The organism is Cupriavidus sp. HMR-1 (assembly GCF_000319775.1).
Taxonomy (GTDB): domain Bacteria; phylum Pseudomonadota; class Gammaproteobacteria; order Burkholderiales; family Burkholderiaceae; genus Cupriavidus; species Cupriavidus metallidurans.
Map to the genome: position 1 here is coordinate 1 of NZ_ANKP01000128.1, position 16381 is coordinate 16381.

A 16381-nucleotide genomic window follows, 5' to 3' on the forward strand; every position below is an offset into this window, starting at 1 on the left:
CTGCGCGGCCGTGGTGGCCGGCATCCGCCGCGGCTTGCTGGACTCTCCGGTCAGGGTGCACACCCACGGCGGCGACCTGACCATCGCGTGGCAGGGCGCAGGCCAGCCCGTGCAGATGACGGGCCCCGCGACGACCGTGTTCGAAGGCACTATTGACCTCTCGACGCTGCCTGCCTGACCATTGAGGCTCGCAGACACACGGGGCCGGCCCGGTCCCGTCTTCGGGAGCACCAATGAAGCTGGACGATTTCTGCATCACCTCGGGCAAGGGGTTCAAGCTTGCCGCCTTCGACCCGGAGAGCAAGCCGTTCTCCCTGGGGGAAAAGGACGCTGACGTTGCGCATGTTGCCGACCTGTCGGCACGACTCGATGCGGAGCAGGACGTTTTCTACGCCGAGCACCGCCGCAAGCTGCTGTTCATCCTGCAGGGCATGGACACCAGCGGCAAGGACGGCACCGTGCGCTCCGTCTTCCGGAATTTCGACCCATTAGGCGTGCGTGTCGCCAGCTTCAAGGCCCCTACGGCGGAGGAACTGGCGCGCGACTATCTGTGGCGTGTGCACCTGCAGGTACCGCGCCAGGGCGAGATCGCCATCTTCAACCGTAGCCACTATGAAGACGTGCTGATCACGCGCGTGCATGACTGGATCGACGACGAAGAGTGCGAGCGTCGCTTCCGCCAGATCCGCGCGTTCGAGGAGATGTTGACGGAGACCGGGACGACGATCGTCAAATGCTTCCTGCACATTTCGAAAGCCGAGCAGAAGCGGCGACTCGAAGACCGCATCGCCGATCCGCAGAAGCACTGGAAGTTCGACATGCAGGACCTGGCCGAGCGCAAATACTGGAAGGAGTACCAGCAGCGCTACGAGGCCGCGATCGCCGCCACGGCCACGCCGGCGTGTCCCTGGTACATCGTGCCCGCGGACTCGAAAAGCCACCGCAACCTGATGGTCGCGGAGATCCTTGCGGACGTGTTCCGCAAACTCAAGCCAAGCTATCCACCGCCCAAGCCCGAGCTGGCAAAAGTGACCGTGGAATAGGCGGCCGGATCAGTCGTTGCCGCCGTTGCCGCGATGCACGTCGTGGGTAACGAACGGGCGGTCCGGCCCCGGCATAGCCAGCCACTTCGGGTGCTTGAGCGTTTCGCGAATGTCCTCGAGGCCGCTGGCCCAATGCTCGTGCATCGTCAGCACGCCGAACTGGTAATCCTTCGCGCTGCCCTCGAACGACTTGTCACGATAGATCAGTTGAATCACGTTGCGCCGTGCGTCGCAGGCATGGTCCGCCGCCCGCTGATACCAGGGGTCGTTGCGCTTTGACTGTGGCACCAGCGCCAGCACTTCGCCAAGCATCCGGCGATAGTTCTGCTGCTCGCGCATGTAGTCGGTGATGGCCCGCGTGCGGCTGGAATACTGGATGTCTTTCTGGCGCTCGACCACGTCCTGCAGATTGTGCGGCAGCCCGCCACGGGCGCTCCACAGGTCCACCTGGAAAATCAGCGCATCGCGTCGCGGCTGGGCGGTCAGCACCTCTTGCAGGGGTGTGTTCGATACGAGCCCGCCGTCCCAGTAGTACTCGCCATCGATCTCGATCGCCGGGAATCCCGGCGGCAGCGCGCCCGACGCCATGAAATGCTCGGGACGCAGCGTGGTGCGCGTGTTGTCGAAGTAGGCGAAGTTGCCCGTGTGGACGTTGACGGCGCCCACCGACACGCGCATCCCCTTCGGATGATTGATCCGGTCGAAATCGGCGAACCGCTCGAGCGTGGATTTCAAAGGCGCGGTGTCGTAGTAGCTGACCCGCGTGGGGTCTTCGAAATGCGCCCAGAGGTCGGTCACCGCGCGCGGCGAGAAGAAGCCGCGTTGCCCCTCCACGATCGCACGCGCGGCGTTGAAGCTGTCGAACCAGATTCGCATCGGCTCGGGCCACGTCGGCGCGGAGTCGCTGAGCATCTCCAGCGGCAGCCCGGGCAACCACGGCTGGGCACAGATGTATTCCCAGAACGCGCGCAGTTGCGCCACGCGCGTCTCGGGAGGATTGCCGGCGATGACGGCAGCGTTGAGCGCGCCGATCGAGATACCCGCGACCCAGTTGGGATGGATGCCCCCTTCGGCCAGCCCCTGGTAGACACCGGCCTGATAGGAACCAAGCGCGCCACCGCCCTGCAGCACCAGCGCGCGGATCGCATAGGCCTCATGCGGCGGCCCGTCCCCGGGCTCGACCGGCTGGCCGCAATGCTCGCTGAGCGCCGAGCCGCGCCCACTGGCGCCGCGTTTCGCCCGCTCCGGTGTGGCCTGTGACGATGAATCCTGCGGCGGACCACCCTGTTCGCCGATTTCCCTTTGGATCGCTTCCTTGTTTCGCCGCTTGACCGCCACGCCATGCTCCCAAAAAGAAACGGCCCCATCCGGGGCCGTGTTCGTTGTCAGACGCCGTACTTCTGACGATAGGCTGCCACAGCCTCCCGGGAGTTCCCGAGTGACGGGTCTTTCGACGCATCCAGATACGCCAGCAGGTCCTTGAGCGTGGCAATCGCGATCACCGGAATGCCGTATTCGCGCTGCACATCCTGCACCGCCGAATGCGTGCCGATGTTGTCGGCCGTGCCGCTCTTTTCCATGCGGTCCAGCGCGATCAGCACGGCGGCAGGCTCGGCGCCCGCGGCGCGAATCAGCTGCATCGACTCGCGCACCGAGGTACCGGCGGAGATCACGTCGTCGATGATCACGACCTTGCCCTGGAGCTTGGCGCCGACCAGCGTGCCGCCTTCGCCATGGTCCTTCGCTTCCTTGCGGTTGTAGGAGAAGCCGACGTCACGTCCCATGCCGGCCAGCGCCACCGCCGTGGCGGAGGCCAGAGTGATGCCCTTGTAGGCCGGCCCGAACAGCACGTCGAACTGCACGCCCGATTCCAGCAGGGTCTTCGCGTAGAATTGCGCCACCTGGCCCAGCATCGCGCCCTGGTTGAACAGACCGGCGTTGAAGAAGTACGGCGACTTGCGGCCAGCCTTGGTCACGAACTCGCCGAAGGACAGCACGCCTGCGTCCAGTGCAAAGCGGATGAAGGACTGGCTGAGGTCGTCCGGCGTCGTCTGCTGCGTCATCTTTTCTCTCTGAATTCAAAATTTCCCGAGATGTTACGGATTATCAGCGCCAACCTCAACGGCATCCGCTCCGCCTCCAAGAAGGGCTTCTTCGAGTGGATGGGCAAGCAGGAAGCGGACATGGTCTGCGTTCAGGAACTCAAGGCCCAGGAAGCCGACATGACCGAGGCGTTCCTGGCGCCACACGGCTATCACGGCTACTTCCACTATGCCGAGAAAAAGGGCTACAGCGGCGTGGGCCTCTATACCCGCCACAAGCCGGAGCGCGTGATTATCGGCTTCGGCAATGATGAGTTCGACGCCGAGGGCCGCTACGTGGAAGTGCAGTATCCGCACCTCGCCGTGATCTCGGTCTACGTGCCTTCCGGCTCAAGCTCCGAGGAGCGCCAGCTGGCCAAGTTCCGCTTTATGGAAGCCTTCCTGCCGCACCTGCTGGAACTGAAAGCCAGCGGCCGCGAGATCGTGCTGTGCGGTGACGTGAACATCGCCCACAAGGAAATTGACATCAAGAACTGGAAGGGCAACCTGAAGAACTCCGGTTTCCTGCCCGAAGAGCGCGCCTGGATCGGAGAACTGTTCGACAACCACGGCTATGTCGACGTATTCCGCCAGCTGGACCCGCGCCCCGAACAGTACACATGGTGGAGCAACCGCGGTCAGGCGTACGCGAAGAACGTGGGGTGGCGCATCGATTACCACCTGACCACGCCGAAAATCGCGGCTACCGCCAAGGCTACGTCGATCTACAAGGACGAGAAGTTCAGCGACCACGCCCCGCTGTCGATCGATTACGATTTTCCCTTGTGAAGTACGCATCCCCCGGCGCAACGCCGGGGGTGCCGTCCGCCTTCAGTCGGCGCGCATCTCGTCGAGCAGGTTCGGGTGACGGTCCCGCAGCTTCAACCGGCTGATCGGATGGCAGCGGCCGCCACTCTCGCGTAAACCCTGCACCGGACACCCAACCTCGTTACAATGCTGGTTCTCCGCCCCCAAGGACGCGAGACTTTTCGCATTTTTCAGAGTGAGTCCGCCATGGTTTTCAAAGTGTTCGTCGATGGTCAGGAAGGCACTACCGGTCTCCGGCTGCTTGACTATCTCTCGGGTCGCACCGATGTGGAACTGCTGCGCATTGCCGATGACAAGCGCAAGGACCCGCAGGAGCGAGCACGATTCCTGAACGCCTCGGACGTCTCTTTCCTGTGCCTGCCGGACGTGGCCTCGCGCGAGGCCGTGTCGCTGGTGACCAACCCCGACACCTGCGTGATCGACGCCAGCACGGCGTTCCGCACGGCTGACAACTGGGCCTACGGCCTGCCGGAACTGACCCGTGGCCAGCGCGAGAAGGTGCGCGGCAGCAAGCGCATCGCCGTGCCGGGCTGCCACGCCAGCGCGTTCGTGCTGGCCGTGCGTCCGCTGGTGGAAGCCGGCCTGATGCCTGCCGACTATCCTGCTTCAGCGTTCTCGCTGACCGGTTACAGCGGCGGCGGCAAGTCGATGATCGCGGAGTTCGAAGCCGGCGGAAATCCGAAGCTGATGAGCCCGCGTCCGTACGCGCTGGGTCTGGCGCACAAGCACCTGCCGGAAATGCGTGTGCAGACCGGCCTGTCGCAGGCGCCGATCTTCAACCCGATCGTTGGCAACTTCCTGAAGGGTCTGGCCGTGACGGTGCCGGTGTATCCGGGGCTGCTGTCGCGCAAGGCCGATGCGCAAGCCATCCTCGACATCTACCGCAAGCACTACGAAGGCGAGCAGTTCGTGCGCGTCCATCCGTTCAACAGCGACGCCAATCTGGACAACGGCTTCTTCGACGTCCAGGCGAACAACGACACCAACCGCGTGGACCTGTTCGTCTTCGGCAACGAAGACCGCCTGAACCTGGTGGCGCGCCTGGACAACCTCGGCAAGGGCGCGGCCGGTGCGGCCGTGCAATGCATGAACGTCCATATCGGCGCCGACGAAGCCACGGGGCTCGTTGCCTGACGTCTCGCCCGCTTCAAAAGAAAAACCGGCTCGACCTGAGCCGGTTTTTTTTCGCCCGTCCGGGCCACCGTCCCTACTTTTTCAGCGGATGCTGGAGATCCTCGTCGCCCGCGTCGACCGGTGCGTCGTGCAGGTCAGCCATATTGGCCTTGTAAGGCGGCAGCTTCTCCATCGGCATGTTCATGGCCTTGGCATAGAGCGGCAGCACTTCATTCATATGCGCCTGAAGCACGGCGATCCGGCTGCGGCCGGACGGATGGGTCGAGGTGAACTCGTCGCCGGCCTTGAGCACTGCGCCCATCTTCTGCCAGAGCGTGATGGCCGCGCGGGGGTCATACCCGGCGCGCGCGGCGATATCCATGCCGATCAGGTCGGCTTCGGTCTCTTCCTGGCGCGAAAAGCGCAGCGACAGCATCTTGGCATTGGAGCCGATATCCATATTGCCGAGGTTGCCGAAGCCGGTCAGCTGCGACACCACGTTCGCGCCCAGGTTCGAGATCTCGGCCTGCGCCGCGCGCTGGCGGGCGTGTTCTTCCAATGCGTGCGAGATCTCGTGGCCCATGACCATGGCCACTTCGTCGTCGGTCAGATTGAGCTCATCAAGCAGGCCGGAATAGACGGCCATCTTGCCGCCAGGCATGCAGAAGGCGTTGACTTGCTTGGACCGGATCAGGTTGATTTCCCAGGCCCAGCGCCCGGCGCGCGGATTCCAGAGCACGGTCTGCGGCAGCAGCCGGATGCCGATCTCGCGCAGGCGCTTCACCTGCGGATCGTCTTCGTCGACCAGCGTGTGCTTGGCGATCGCTTCCTGCTTGACCTGTTCGTACTCGCGCGCCGCCTGCTGGTCGATCACCTCCATCGGCACGATTTCCCGCACTTTCGAATAGCGGCGATCGACCCGCACGCCATCTTCGGGCGCGGAAACCACGGCAACTCCCTGCGCCCGCGCGGGAAGCGGATGCGCGACGCCCAGCGCGGCAGCCAGTACGAAGGCTGCGGCCACGGCCTGCTGGCGCAACCGGCACGATGTGTCGGACACGTTCGGGTTCAAGGCAGGGCTCGCTGGGTAGAAAGTTTCGACTTGTTCGGGGGCGCGGAATTGGTGATGCAATAATACACAGCCAGCCGCGCGCCGTCCTCGCCATCATGACTTTTCAAGACTATCTCGACATCTTCCGCAATCGCCGCATCGGGGCCATGCTGACGCTCGGTTTTGCCTCCGGACTCCCCCTGGCGCTGACCTCGGGCACGCTGCAGGCGTGGATGACGGTCGAAGGGCTGGACATCAAGACGATCGGCTTTTTCTCGCTGGTCGGCCAGGCCTATATTTTCAAGTTCCTCTGGGCCCCTCTGATGGACCGCTTCACGCCGCCGCTACTGGGCCGTCGGCGCGGTTGGCTGCTGGTCACGCAGCTCGGGCTGGTAGGCAGCATCGCGGCGATGGCGTTTTGTCCGCCCCACGAGGCACTGTGGGCGCTGGCCGCGCTGGCCACACTGGTCGCCTTCCTGTCGGCTTCACAGGACATCGTGTTCGATGCCTACAGCACCGACGTGCTGCGCCCGACCGAGCGCGGCGCCGGCGCGGCGGTCAAGGTGCTCGGCTACCGGCTGGCGATGCTGGTGTCGGGAGGGCTGGCGCTCTATCTGGCGGATCGCGTGCTGGGGTGGTCACACATGTACCTGCTGATGGCGGCATTGATGAGCGTTGGGCTGGTCACGCTGATCTGGGCGCCGGAGCCGGACGTCCCGGCGCGCGCGCCGCGCTCGCTGGAAGAAGCAATAGTCGGGCCGCTGCGCGATTTCTTTGGCCGCCAGGGCGCGTGGTGGCTGCTGCTGCTGATCGTGCTGTACAAGCTCGGTGACGCCTTCGCGGGCAGCCTGTCGACCACGTTCCTGATTCGCGGCCTGGGCTTCGATCCGGGAGAGGTCGGCATCGTCAACAAGACGCTGGGGCTAGCCGCGACGATCATCGGCGCGCTGTTCGGCGGTTCGCTGATGGTGCGCCTGGGCCTGTACCGTTCGCTGATGCTGTTCGGCATCCTGCAGGGCGTGTCGAATCTGGGCTACTGGATCCTGTCCGTCACGCCACCGCACCTGTGGACGATGGGTGCGACGATCGCCGTCGAAAACCTGTGCGGGGGCATGGGCACCGCAGCCTTCGTGGCGTTGCTGATGACGCTGTGCAACCGGTCATTCTCGGCCACCCAGTACGCGCTGCTATCTGCGCTGGCGTCGATCGGGCGCGTCTACGTGGGGCCGACCTCCGGCTACATGGTCGAAGCCTGGGGATGGGCGCCGTTCTACCTCGGCACCGTCATCGCGGCCGTGCCCGGCGTTGCGCTGCTCTGGGCCATGCGCAACACCGTCCACCGCTATGAAGCGCAGGCGCGGGAACCGGCCGAACCTGCGGTACCGCGCCCGGCGTAACTTATTCCTTGTAGTAGACGATCTGGTGCGAGGTGGCGAGCAACTCGCCGCTCGCGCTCCAGATCTCCGCGCTCTGGTCGAAAAAGCCCTGGCGGAACACGCGCGCCTGCGCGCAGCCCAGCACATGGCTGTCGCCAACTGCCGCCAGCGTGGCGGCATCGGCGTGGAAATACGTGGTCAGGGATACCGTGCCCGCCGGCACGAAGCCCGCGCGCTTGAGGAAGATGCGCGGATAGAACGCATCGCACCATGCCGCCATCGACGCATAGTCGGGCGTGCGTGCCGGTTCGTCCCGAATCCAGAACTGGGACAGGCTGTCGGGGTTCTCGGTCCCGGGGGCCGTGGTCGGCTTGGCGCCGCGCACTGCCCGAATGTCGTAGCTGCCCAGCCACTTCACCGGCGCGAAACCACTCATGACCGGCAGCGATTCGGCGGCGGGCACCTGCGGCATCACGGCTTCACCCGAATTCCAGGTTTGGCGACGCACGGCAAACACGGCGCTGCCGGTGGTCGTCACCTCGCCGTTCTGGCGCAGTTCCAGATGCCAGTGCTGGGTCGAGCGATTGGTGCGCGACGGACGCGCCTCGACCTCGAACTCACCCTCCCCGATCGGCCCCGCAAAGTTGACGGTGAGCGCGATCGGGTCGCCCAGGCGCTCCGGATGCACCAGGGCGGCCTGCAGCATCACTGCCGCAGTGGCGCCGCCGAACGGGCCGATCATATTCCAGTAGGCCTGGCTGGTATGGCCCACATAGCGATGTTCGCCAGCGGGTTCGAGCTTCAGTGCTTGATCGAGTGGATGCAGGGGCGCTTGCGTCATGGCAGGAAATAGTACGATCGTTCGGTAACTCGCGTACGGTATGCCTGCTAGAGGCTTGCGTCAAGCTATCGACTCGCCAGACCGATACCCCATCAGACCGCGCAGACCCGGTACACCGCCAGGCTGCCGCGCCAGTTGACGCCCCAGTTCACCGTCACACCCTCGTGCATCACCACGCGATCGAGCACGCGCAAGCCCACCTTGGGCGCCAGCGCCTCGAAATCGCTGATCGTCAGCACACGCACGTTCGGCGTGTTGTACCACTGGTACGGCAGCGACTCGGACACCGGCATCCGGCCACGAAACACCGACAGCCGGTGCGGCCAGTAGCCGAAGTTCGGGAACGAGACGATGCACTCGCGGCCCACGCGCAGGGTGTCGCGCAGCACCTGGGCCGTGTTGTGGATGGTCTGCAGCGTCTGCGACAGGATCACCGTGTCAAAGCTCTGGTCCTCGAACAGCGCCAGCCCCCCTTCCAGGTTCTGCTGGATGACATGCACACCCTTCTGAGCGCAGGCCAGCACCTCTTCATCGCGGATCTCGATGCCGTAGGCCTGAACGTCCAGTTCGTCCTGCAGCACGCGCAGCAGGCTGCCGTCGCCGCAGCCGGCGTCGAGCACAGTGGAGTTCGGTTCGATCCAGCGCGCGATAGCGCGGAAGTCCGGACGCAGCGCGAGGATATTCGGATTGGAAGCCGCGTTCATGCGCCGATCTCCTCTGCGATGCGGTCGTAGTAGGCGCGCATCAGGTTGTGATAGCGGGCGTCGTCGAGCAGGAAGGCGTCGTGGCCGTGCGGCGCGTCGATCTCCGCGTACGACACCGGTCGCTTGTTGTCGAGCAGCGCCTTGACGATCTCGCGGCTGCGGTTCGGCGCGAAGCGCCAGTCCGTGGTGAAGCTGACCACCAGGAAACCGGCCTGCGTCTGCGCCATGGCGCGCGTCAGGTCGCCGCCGTGGGCCAGCGCCGGATCGAAGTAGTCGAGCGCGCGCGTGATCAGCAGGTAGGTATTCGCGTCGAAGTACTCGGCGAACTTGTCGCCCTGGTAACGCAGGTAGCTTTCCACCTGGAACTCGACGTCAAACGAGAAGCGGATGTCCTCGGCCTTCAGCGAGCGGCCAAACTTCTCGGCCATGTCCTCGTCGGACAGATAGGTGATATGGCCGATCATCCGCGCCACGCGCAGGCCGCGCTTCGGCTTGACGTTGTGCGCGTAGTAGTTGCCGCCGTGGAAATCCGGGTCCGACAGGATGGAACTGCGCGCGACCTCGTTGAACGCGATGTTCTGCGCGGACAGCTTCGGCGTGGAAGCCACCACGATACAGTGGCGCAGCCGCTCCGGATACATCAGGCTCCAGGCCAGCGCCTGCATGCCGCCAAGGCTGCCGCCCATCACGGCGGCGAACTGCTGAATGCCGAATATGTCAGCCACGCGCGCCTGCGCGTTGACCCAGTCTTCCACCGTCACCACCGGGAACAACGCACCATACGGCGCCCCGGTCGACGGATTGGTGCTCATCGGTCCGGTCGATCCGAAGCACGAACCGAGGTTGTTCACGCCGATCACGAAGAAGCGGTTGGTGTCGAGCGGCTTGCCGGGGCCCACCATGTTGTCCCACCAGCCGATATCGCGCGGATTGTCCGCGGCAATGCCGGCGACGTGGTGCGAGGCGTTGAGCGCGTGACAGACCAGCACGGCATTGGTCCGCGCGGCGTTCAGCGTGCCGTAGGTTTCGACCATCAGGTCGTAGTCGGCGATCTGGCTGCCGTTGCGGAGCTGCAGCGGCTCCGAAAAATGCATGCGCTGGGGCGTAACGACACCGACGGAATCGGTCGGCACGTCGAGCACACCAGCGGGAGGAGCGACATCGGTCATGAGCGGGGCCCGCGATTGAGGCAGGCATAAAAAAACCCGACTGGCAGTGCGTGTGATGCTTCGCAGCCAAGTCGGGCGTTCGCGGTGTCCCGCGTGCCGGTGCCATGCATGAATCTTCCGCGAGGCACCGACCCAACCTCTTTAGCCGCATTTATATTGGCAACCGGAAGACTTCTCTTCCCATCGCCGCGCGCCCGCAAGCCAGTCATCAAATCGGCGCGACCCGCACATTATAGTGCAAACCGTTTTTTGTGCCTGCTCCTGTTCGGATCAGCCCAGCAGGATGCGCAGTTGCGCGTCGATATGCTCGGTCGGCGCCTTGCGGAAACCGCTCTTCACGAAGCGGTGCCAGTGCCCCTGCACGGCCGCCGTGATCAGCGCCACGCGCAACGGAACATCGGCATCGGGCGGAAACGCCGCCTGGCTGACGGCCACCTTCAGACACTGACGCAGCGACGCCTCGATGCGGTCGATCATCTGGTTGATGCGCTCCTGCAAGCGCTCGTGTTCGCCGACGAGTGCCTCGCCAGTCAGCACGCGCGTCATGCCGGGGTTCTTCTCGGCGAACGACAGCAGCATGCGCACGATCGCCTGCGCCTGGCGCAGCCCATGCTCTTCCTGCGTGGTGATCTGATTGATCAGGCCGAAGACGGTCTGCTCGATGAAGCCAATCAGGCCTTCGAACATCTGCGCCTTGCTGGCGAAGTGCCGGTACAGCGCGGCCTCGGATACCGAGAGCTTCGCAGCCAGCGCCGCGGTGGTGATCTTTTCCCCGCGCGGATGTTCGAGCATCCCTGCCAGTGTCTGGAGGATCTGGATACGGCGTTCACCCGGGCGCGGACGCTTGCGCGCGGGCGCCGCTTCCGGCGAGTGGCCAGCGGGCGTGTCCGCCTCTGCCTGGCTTGAAATGGTTTGAGTCATGACCCGGTTCTCCACATTCGTCGTAGGAGTTGATGCATCGATTGTACTTTTATGTCCACATAGCCGGGCCGATTCGTCACGCGTGCCCGCACACGCGGCAAATGATCGGGCTGCGACTGTGGCGTGGTTGCCGCACGGGTGGGGTCCTGGCTCTCGGCCGCCACCAGCGTCACCGACCGTTCCTGCGCCAGATGCGCCACGCGCTGGCGGTCTTCGGCGGCCAGCGTCGAGCGCGTGACCGCGTCACGCGCCGCGCCGGGCACGCTGGCATCCTGAGCCGGCACCACCACGTGCGGCCGTGACGGCGCGATCGTGCGCAGATAGCCGGTCACCCAGGCCCTGCGGATACCCAAACCCGCATAGTGCTTGAGGTGCGACAGCGTATCTTCCACCAGCACCGCCCGGTGCGGCGCCACGCCGATCTGCGCCAGCAAGCGCAGCAGCATGCGGCGGTCCGGCTTCGGACGCAGATGTCCGTGTACCCACATGTCCTCGATGGCCACGACCCGCTCGAAGCATCGATCGATGCCGGCGATCGCCATCACGCAGCGCGCGTAGTTGCTCGGTGCGTTCGTGACCAGGATCTTCCGTCCCGGCAACTGGCGCAGCGCGGCCACCAGACCTCGTCGCACGCGCACCATGTCCGCCAGCTCGGGGAAATCATGCGCGGCGCGCAGGAAGTCCGCCGGATCGACCTGATGGTGGCGGACCATGCCGAGCAGCGTGGCGCCGTAGCGCTGCCAGTAGTCGACGCGCACCCGGCTGGCCGTAGCGTCATCGCAGCCGAGCACACGCGCCACGTAGGCCGTCATCAGTCGGTTGATCGCCGGAAAGATGGCGTGCGAGGCATCGTGCAGCGTGTTGTCGAGATCGAACAGCCAGACGGTGTCGCCAGACGTGTTGCCGGCCGCGCCGCGGACCAGATGACGCCGCGGCCGGTGGGTAGAAAGCAGGCGAGCGCGTTCTAAGCCGCGACGCTGAGTGGGCTGACGAATGAACACGCGGGTAACTGGAGATGGAGGAAGAGGCGGGAACCCGCACGCGGCGGATTCCCGTACGACGCGCTCAGTGCGAGCGGATCATCGTGCCGAAGGCCTGTTCGGTCAGGATTTCGAGCAGCAGCGAGTGTTCGATGCGGCCGTCGATGATGTGCACCGAGTGCACACCACTCTTGGCTGCGTCGAGCGCCGACGAGATCTTCGGCAGCATGCCGCCCGAGATCGTGCCGTCGGCGAACAGTTCCTCGATCTCGCGCGCGGACAGGTCGGTCAGCAGGTTGCCCTTCTTGTCCATCACGCCCGGGATGTTCGTCATCATGACGAGCTTCTCGGCCTTGAGGATCTCGGCCATCTTGCCAGCCACCACATCGGCGTTGATGTTGTAGGCCTGGCCATCGTCGGAGAAACCGATCGGCGAGATCACGGGGATGAAGGCATCGTCCTGCAGCGCCTTCACCACGGCCGGGTTGATCGCCTCGATATCGCCCACGTAGCCGATGTCGATGAAGGTGCCCGGGTTCTCGCGGTCCGGCATCTGCAGACGCTTGGCGCGGATCAGGCCGCCGTCCTTGCCGGTCAGGCCCACGGCCTGGCCGCCGTACTGATTGATCAGCATGACGATGTCCTGCTGGACTTCGCCGCCGAGCACCCATTCGACCACTTCCATCGTCTCTTCGTCAGTCACGCGCATCCCCTGGATGAACGTGCCGACCTTGCCGACCTTCTTGAGCGCCTCGTCGATCTGCGGGCCACCGCCGTGCACGACCACCGGGTTCATGCCGACGAGCTTCAGCAGGATCACGTCGCGCGCGAATCCGTGCTTGAGTTTCTCTTCCGTCATCGCGTTGCCACCGTACTTGACCACGATGGTCTTGCCGTGGAACTTCCGGATATAAGGCAGCGCCTCGGCAAGGATTTCAGCCTTGAGGGAGGGAGCGATGGCCGCAACCGACTTGGTCGCAGGCTCAGGATTGTCAGCGTTCATGGCTTTGGACATTCCGTGTGATGTGGAGCAGGTATCATGACTAATCGTCCGCCGGACAGGCAAAGGACGCGCGAGGCCGGCGTTGCGGCAATAGCCGTCTGGGAAGCAGCGCGTCACAGGGATCCCCCCGGGTGCGCTATCCGGCCACGGCAGGCGCCGATTTTACAAGAAACCCGCGACCACATTGCAATCCGGATGAGTGGCATACGATGACCGATCCGTCGACAATCCAGACAGGCCAGTTGCGCCCGGTCGAACATTGCAGCCGTTGCGGCACCGCGTTCGTCTGTGGCTACGTGGCCGGGCTGCCCGAATGCTGGTGCGCCAGCCTGCCGTTGCTGCCGTCGCGCACGATCGTGGCGGGCCAGCATTGCCTGTGTCCGACCTGCCTTCGGCAGCGGCAGGACGACGTCCCTCAGGACGCCGTTGCTCCAGATTGAATTTTTAGAGCAGCGAATGCCCAAACACCCCAAGTTCGGTTTAACATTCGCGGCATGAATAGCCTTCGTGGAATCGACCTCAACCTTCTGGTGGTGCTGGAAGCGCTGCTGGCGGAACGCCATATTTCGCGCGCCGCACTGCGCCTGCAGCTCAGTCAGCCCGCCGTGAGCCACTCGCTGGCGCGGCTGCGCCAGTTGCTCGACGATCCCTTGCTGGTACGCGGCCAGGGCGGCCTGGTGCTGACCGCGCGCGCCCACGAACTGGCCGCACCGCTGGCCGAGGCGCTCGCGCAGGTCCGCATCCTGCTGGGGCCCGGAGGCTTTCAGCCCGCCACGGCCCGGCGCACATTCAAGCTGGCGATGTCCGACTATGGTTCGCTGGTGGTGTTGCCGCGCCTGCTGCGCACGGTGCGCAAGGCCGCGCCCAATATCGACCTCACCGTCACGCAGGGCAGCCTGGAAACGATGACCGCCCAGGTGGCGGATGGCCAGATCGATCTGGCATTCGGCGCCTTCGCGTTCGAGCCGGAAGGCGTGCGCACCGCCGTGCTGTTTGACGACGATTTTGCATGTGCCGTGGACGCCGCAACGGTACGCGACACGGGCCGGCTAGATCACGTGGCCTATCTGGCGCGCTCGCACGTGCTGGTGACCGCAGCCACCGAGCGCGGGGACGCCATCGACGCGGCCGTGACCCGACTGGGCGGGCGACGCAAGATCGCCTGCACCGTGCCGCACTGGAGCGTGGCGCCCGGCCTGATCCTTGGCACCAACATGGTCCTGACCACCGCGCGCCGCTCGCTGGAAGCGCTGGCAGACGATCGTCTGGCGATCTTCGAGGCGCCGTTCACGATCCCCGGCTTCGCGTTCTGCATGATCTGGCCGGCGAAGGCCGACGCGGACCCGGGACTGACCTGGCTGCGCGAACGAGTACTGCAAGCCGTCGCGCCGGAAGCGGAAAGCTCGGACGCGATCAGCCTGCGCGGCTGACCGCCCTGTCCGATGACCCCTGATGGGGTCCGGTGCCGACGCTCAACGTAGCCGGATCAGCGCCGAAAATCCGTGCATCAGTATCAGTGCTTGTGATCGCCGTGGCCACCACCCTGCGCGGAGGCGGTCATGTCGCGAACCTGCGCGTTCACCTGCTGCTCGATCACCTTGCCGTTCTGCTCGAACTTCAGCGTGATAGGCACCGTGTCGCCCGCCTTGAGCTGCTGCTTCAGGCCCATCAGCATCACGTGATAGCCGCCCGGCTTCAGTTGCACGTCCTGCATCTTCGGCAGATCCAGCGAGGGGATCTGGCGCATCCGCATAACGTTGTTTTCCATCTTCATTTCATGCAGCTCGGCGGTGCCCACCGGCGACGACACGCCGACCAGCTTGGCGTCCTGATGCGCGTGCAGCGTCATGAACGCGCCAGATGCGGTCTGCGCCGGCACGGTACCGCGCACCCAGGCGTCGCTGACGTCGACTTGCGCCATGGCCTGGGCGCTGGCCAGCAGACCGGCCAGGGCGAGGGTTGCGATCGATGCGGCGCGGGCCGCGCGGAACTTGGCTTGCATAGGGAACATCTCCACGATTCAGCACGAATTAGGTGTTGAGGGCGGTCATTAGATCACGCGGCATCCCGCGTGTCTTGTCGCGATCTGAACCTCGCAGTCTGGCAGCGCCGCCCGCCGTTCAGAATGCGGCACTGTGTCGCACGTTGCAAGCGCCGATCCGCGGCATTGCTACACTCGCGCCATGCATCCCCCGATCGCCATGTCCACCCTACCGCCCTCCGTCGCCCCGCCCATCGGCACGGCGCCGCAGCGTCACAGCCTGGTGAGCCTGCGCCGCCTTAGCTGGCTGCGCTGGGCGCTGCTGGCCGGCCAGGCCATGCTGCTGGTGTCATGCGAGTCGCTGGCCGGCATCGCCCTGCCCTACAAGCCGCTGCTGTTCCTGTTCGCCGTCCAGACCGTGTTCAACGTGTTCACCGTGGCGCGCCTGCACTGGCACACACGCCACGGCACGGTGCCGTCGGACGCCGAGCTGATGGTGCAGATGATGGTCGACCTGACCGCGCTGTCGGCCATCTTGTTCTACACAGGCGGCGCGACCAATCCATTCGTGTCGTTCTACCTGCCCGGACTGGCGATTGCCTCGGCCATCCTGCCGTGGCGGCTGGTGGTGACGCTCGCGGCGTACGCGCTGGCCTGCTATTCGATGCTGCTGCTCGAGTACATACCGCTCGATCTGCACAACCCCGACAACGCGGTGAACTATCACCTGGCCGGGATGTGGCTCAACTTTGTGGCCAGTGCGGTGATGATCGCATTCTTCGTGGCGCGGCTGTCAAACGCGCTGCGCCAGCGCGACGCGCAACTGAACGAGGCACGCGAGCTGCTGCTGCGCGAGGCGCGCGTGGAGGCACTCAATGACCAGGCCGCCGCCGTGGCGCACGAGATCGGCACTCCGCTGGCCACGCTGGCCGTGATCGCCGGGGAACTGCGTGCCGACGCCGAGAACACGAATCGCAGCGACACACCGGTGGCCGACTACCAGGCCGACCTCCGCACGATGGAGCAGCAGCTCGAACTCTGCCGTTCGATCCTGGCCCGGCTGCGCGCCGACCACGAAACACTGGCACCGCAGCGAATCGATGCGTGGCTGGCGCCGTTCGTCGAACGCTGGCAACTGCGTCATCCACAGGCAAGCCTGCAGGCCAGTGCCGCGCCCGATGCGGCCGCGCAGGCCGTGGACACGGCACGCATCAGCCAGATCCTGACGATCGCGCTCGACAATGCCGCGCGCAGCCAGCAGGCCGCCGGGCACGACCATCGCCAGGGGCC

17 protein-coding genes and 1 pseudogene are annotated in these 16381 nt (G+C 65.1%); 8 read left to right on the plus strand and 10 right to left on the minus strand.

Annotation, left to right across the window (positions count from 1 at the left end; genetic code table 11):
• Nucleotides 1-178, plus strand: a pseudogene (locus tag D769_RS16705) (diaminopimelate epimerase); the annotation flags it as partial.
• Nucleotides 179-233: 55 nt separating this feature from the next.
• Entirely contained in the window at nucleotides 234-1043 is an 810-nt protein-coding gene (locus D769_RS16710) for a polyphosphate kinase 2 family protein (protein WP_008647196.1), read from the plus strand.
• 9 nt (nucleotides 1044-1052) lie between these two features.
• Here D769_RS16710 and D769_RS16715 read toward each other — a convergent pair whose 3' ends face one another.
• Together D769_RS16715 and pyrE are read right to left on the minus strand one after the other, a co-directional pair.
• Nucleotides 1053-2381, minus strand: a complete 1329-nt coding sequence (locus tag D769_RS16715) for a patatin-like phospholipase family protein (protein ID WP_008647199.1) — start codon at nucleotides 2379-2381, stop codon at nucleotides 1053-1055.
• Between the two features lie 47 nt (nucleotides 2382-2428).
• Complete coding sequence (gene pyrE, locus D769_RS16720) at nucleotides 2429-3106, minus strand: orotate phosphoribosyltransferase (RefSeq protein ID WP_008647201.1); 678 nt, start codon at nucleotides 3104-3106, stop codon at nucleotides 2429-2431.
• Between the two features lie 30 nt (nucleotides 3107-3136).
• On the opposite strand from pyrE, the gene D769_RS16725 reads away from it, so the two are divergent.
• A complete protein-coding gene (locus D769_RS16725) occupies nucleotides 3137-3913 on the plus strand; it encodes an exodeoxyribonuclease III (protein ID WP_008647203.1) in 777 nt (258 codons plus the stop codon).
• Nucleotides 3914-4138: 225 nt separating this feature from the next.
• On the plus strand, nucleotides 4139-5086 hold the full coding sequence (gene argC / locus D769_RS16730; RefSeq protein WP_008647205.1) for an N-acetyl-gamma-glutamyl-phosphate reductase: 948 nt from the start codon (nucleotides 4139-4141) through the stop codon (nucleotides 5084-5086).
• A gap of 73 nt (nucleotides 5087-5159) precedes the next feature.
• Here the strand turns inward: argC and D769_RS16735 are convergent, their stop codons facing one another.
• Nucleotides 5160-6125 carry a M48 family metallopeptidase gene (locus tag D769_RS16735; protein ID WP_234706921.1) on the minus strand — a complete coding sequence of 322 codons (966 nt, stop codon included), beginning with the start codon at nucleotides 6123-6125 and terminating at the stop codon, nucleotides 5160-5162.
• 107 nt (nucleotides 6126-6232) lie between these two features.
• Here D769_RS16735 and D769_RS16740 point away from each other — a divergent pair, with 107 nt between their 5' ends.
• A complete protein-coding gene (locus D769_RS16740; RefSeq protein ID WP_008647209.1) occupies nucleotides 6233-7513 on the plus strand; it encodes a muropeptide transporter in 1281 nt (426 codons plus the stop codon).
• Nucleotide 7514: 1 nt separating this feature from the next.
• On the opposite strand, the gene D769_RS16745 is transcribed toward D769_RS16740, so the two are convergent.
• The 6 genes from D769_RS16745 to argB all read right to left on the minus strand — a co-directional run bounded on the left by D769_RS16745 (nucleotide 7515) and on the right by argB (nucleotide 13110).
• Nucleotides 7515-8333: a thioesterase family protein gene (locus D769_RS16745; RefSeq protein WP_008647213.1), complete on the minus strand. Its 819-nt coding sequence runs from the start codon at nucleotides 8331-8333 to the stop codon at nucleotides 7515-7517.
• Nucleotides 8334-8425: 92 nt separating this feature from the next.
• Nucleotides 8426-9037 carry a methionine biosynthesis protein MetW gene (metW, locus tag D769_RS16750; protein WP_008647215.1) on the minus strand — a complete coding sequence of 204 codons (612 nt, stop codon included), beginning with the start codon at nucleotides 9035-9037 and terminating at the stop codon, nucleotides 8426-8428.
• The gene (locus tag D769_RS16755; protein WP_008647216.1) at nucleotides 9034-10206 is read right to left on the minus strand and encodes a homoserine O-acetyltransferase; all 1173 of its coding nucleotides are present in this window, start codon (nucleotides 10204-10206) and stop codon (nucleotides 9034-9036) included. Before D769_RS16755 ends, metW begins: the two co-directional genes overlap by 4 nt.
• A gap of 270 nt (nucleotides 10207-10476) precedes the next feature.
• Nucleotides 10477-11127 (minus strand): nucleoid occlusion factor SlmA, encoded by a 651-nt coding sequence (gene slmA, locus D769_RS16760; RefSeq protein ID WP_008647217.1) that lies wholly within the window; start codon nucleotides 11125-11127, stop codon nucleotides 10477-10479.
• The gene (locus tag D769_RS16765) at nucleotides 11124-12128 is read right to left on the minus strand and encodes a pyrimidine 5'-nucleotidase (RefSeq protein ID WP_008647219.1); all 1005 of its coding nucleotides are present in this window, start codon (nucleotides 12126-12128) and stop codon (nucleotides 11124-11126) included. Before D769_RS16765 ends, slmA begins: the two co-directional genes overlap by 4 nt.
• A gap of 64 nt (nucleotides 12129-12192) precedes the next feature.
• Complete coding sequence (argB, locus tag D769_RS16770; RefSeq protein WP_008647220.1) at nucleotides 12193-13110, minus strand: acetylglutamate kinase; 918 nt, start codon at nucleotides 13108-13110, stop codon at nucleotides 12193-12195.
• A gap of 209 nt (nucleotides 13111-13319) precedes the next feature.
• On the opposite strand from argB, the gene D769_RS16775 reads away from it, so the two are divergent.
• Together D769_RS16775 and D769_RS16780 are read left to right on the plus strand one after the other, a co-directional pair.
• Nucleotides 13320-13550 carry a cysteine-rich CWC family protein gene (locus tag D769_RS16775; protein ID WP_008647222.1) on the plus strand — a complete coding sequence of 77 codons (231 nt, stop codon included), beginning with the start codon at nucleotides 13320-13322 and terminating at the stop codon, nucleotides 13548-13550.
• A gap of 54 nt (nucleotides 13551-13604) precedes the next feature.
• Nucleotides 13605-14540 (plus strand): LysR substrate-binding domain-containing protein, encoded by a 936-nt coding sequence (locus tag D769_RS16780; protein WP_008647224.1) that lies wholly within the window; start codon nucleotides 13605-13607, stop codon nucleotides 14538-14540.
• Between the two features lie 83 nt (nucleotides 14541-14623).
• Here the strand turns inward: D769_RS16780 and D769_RS16785 are convergent, their stop codons facing one another.
• The gene (locus D769_RS16785) at nucleotides 14624-15112 is read right to left on the minus strand and encodes a copper chaperone PCu(A)C (RefSeq protein ID WP_008647229.1); all 489 of its coding nucleotides are present in this window, start codon (nucleotides 15110-15112) and stop codon (nucleotides 14624-14626) included.
• 181 nt (nucleotides 15113-15293) lie between these two features.
• Here D769_RS16785 and D769_RS16790 point away from each other — a divergent pair.
• Nucleotides 15294-16381: signal transduction histidine kinase (locus D769_RS16790; RefSeq protein WP_008647232.1), on the plus strand; the 1088-nt coding region annotated here is incomplete at its 3' end.

Bases quoted from the DNA above. Each gene is read 5' to 3' on its own strand.
- D769_RS16710 (WP_008647196.1), top strand. From the start codon at position 234: ATGAAGCTGGACGATTTCTGCATCACCTCGGGCAAGGGGTTCAAGCTT.
- pyrE (WP_008647201.1), bottom strand. From the start codon at position 3,106: ATGACGCAGCAGACGACGCCGGACGACCTCAGCCAGTCCTTCATCCGC.
- D769_RS16725 (WP_008647203.1), top strand. From the start codon at position 3,137: ATGTTACGGATTATCAGCGCCAACCTCAACGGCATCCGCTCCGCCTCC.
- argC (WP_008647205.1), top strand. From the start codon at position 4,139: ATGGTTTTCAAAGTGTTCGTCGATGGTCAGGAAGGCACTACCGGTCTC.
- D769_RS16740 (WP_008647209.1), top strand. From the start codon at position 6,233: ATGACTTTTCAAGACTATCTCGACATCTTCCGCAATCGCCGCATCGGG.
- D769_RS16745 (WP_008647213.1), bottom strand. From the start codon at position 8,333: ATGACGCAAGCGCCCCTGCATCCACTCGATCAAGCACTGAAGCTCGAA.
- metW (WP_008647215.1), bottom strand. From the start codon at position 9,037: ATGAACGCGGCTTCCAATCCGAATATCCTCGCGCTGCGTCCGGACTTC.
- D769_RS16755 (WP_008647216.1), bottom strand. From the start codon at position 10,206: ATGACCGATGTCGCTCCTCCCGCTGGTGTGCTCGACGTGCCGACCGAT.
- slmA (WP_008647217.1), bottom strand. From the start codon at position 11,127: ATGACTCAAACCATTTCAAGCCAGGCAGAGGCGGACACGCCCGCTGGC.
- argB (WP_008647220.1), bottom strand. From the start codon at position 13,110: ATGAACGCTGACAATCCTGAGCCTGCGACCAAGTCGGTTGCGGCCATC.
- D769_RS16775 (WP_008647222.1), top strand. From the start codon at position 13,320: ATGACCGATCCGTCGACAATCCAGACAGGCCAGTTGCGCCCGGTCGAA.
- D769_RS16780 (WP_008647224.1), top strand. From the start codon at position 13,605: ATGAATAGCCTTCGTGGAATCGACCTCAACCTTCTGGTGGTGCTGGAA.
- D769_RS16785 (WP_008647229.1), bottom strand. From the start codon at position 15,112: ATGCAAGCCAAGTTCCGCGCGGCCCGCGCCGCATCGATCGCAACCCTC.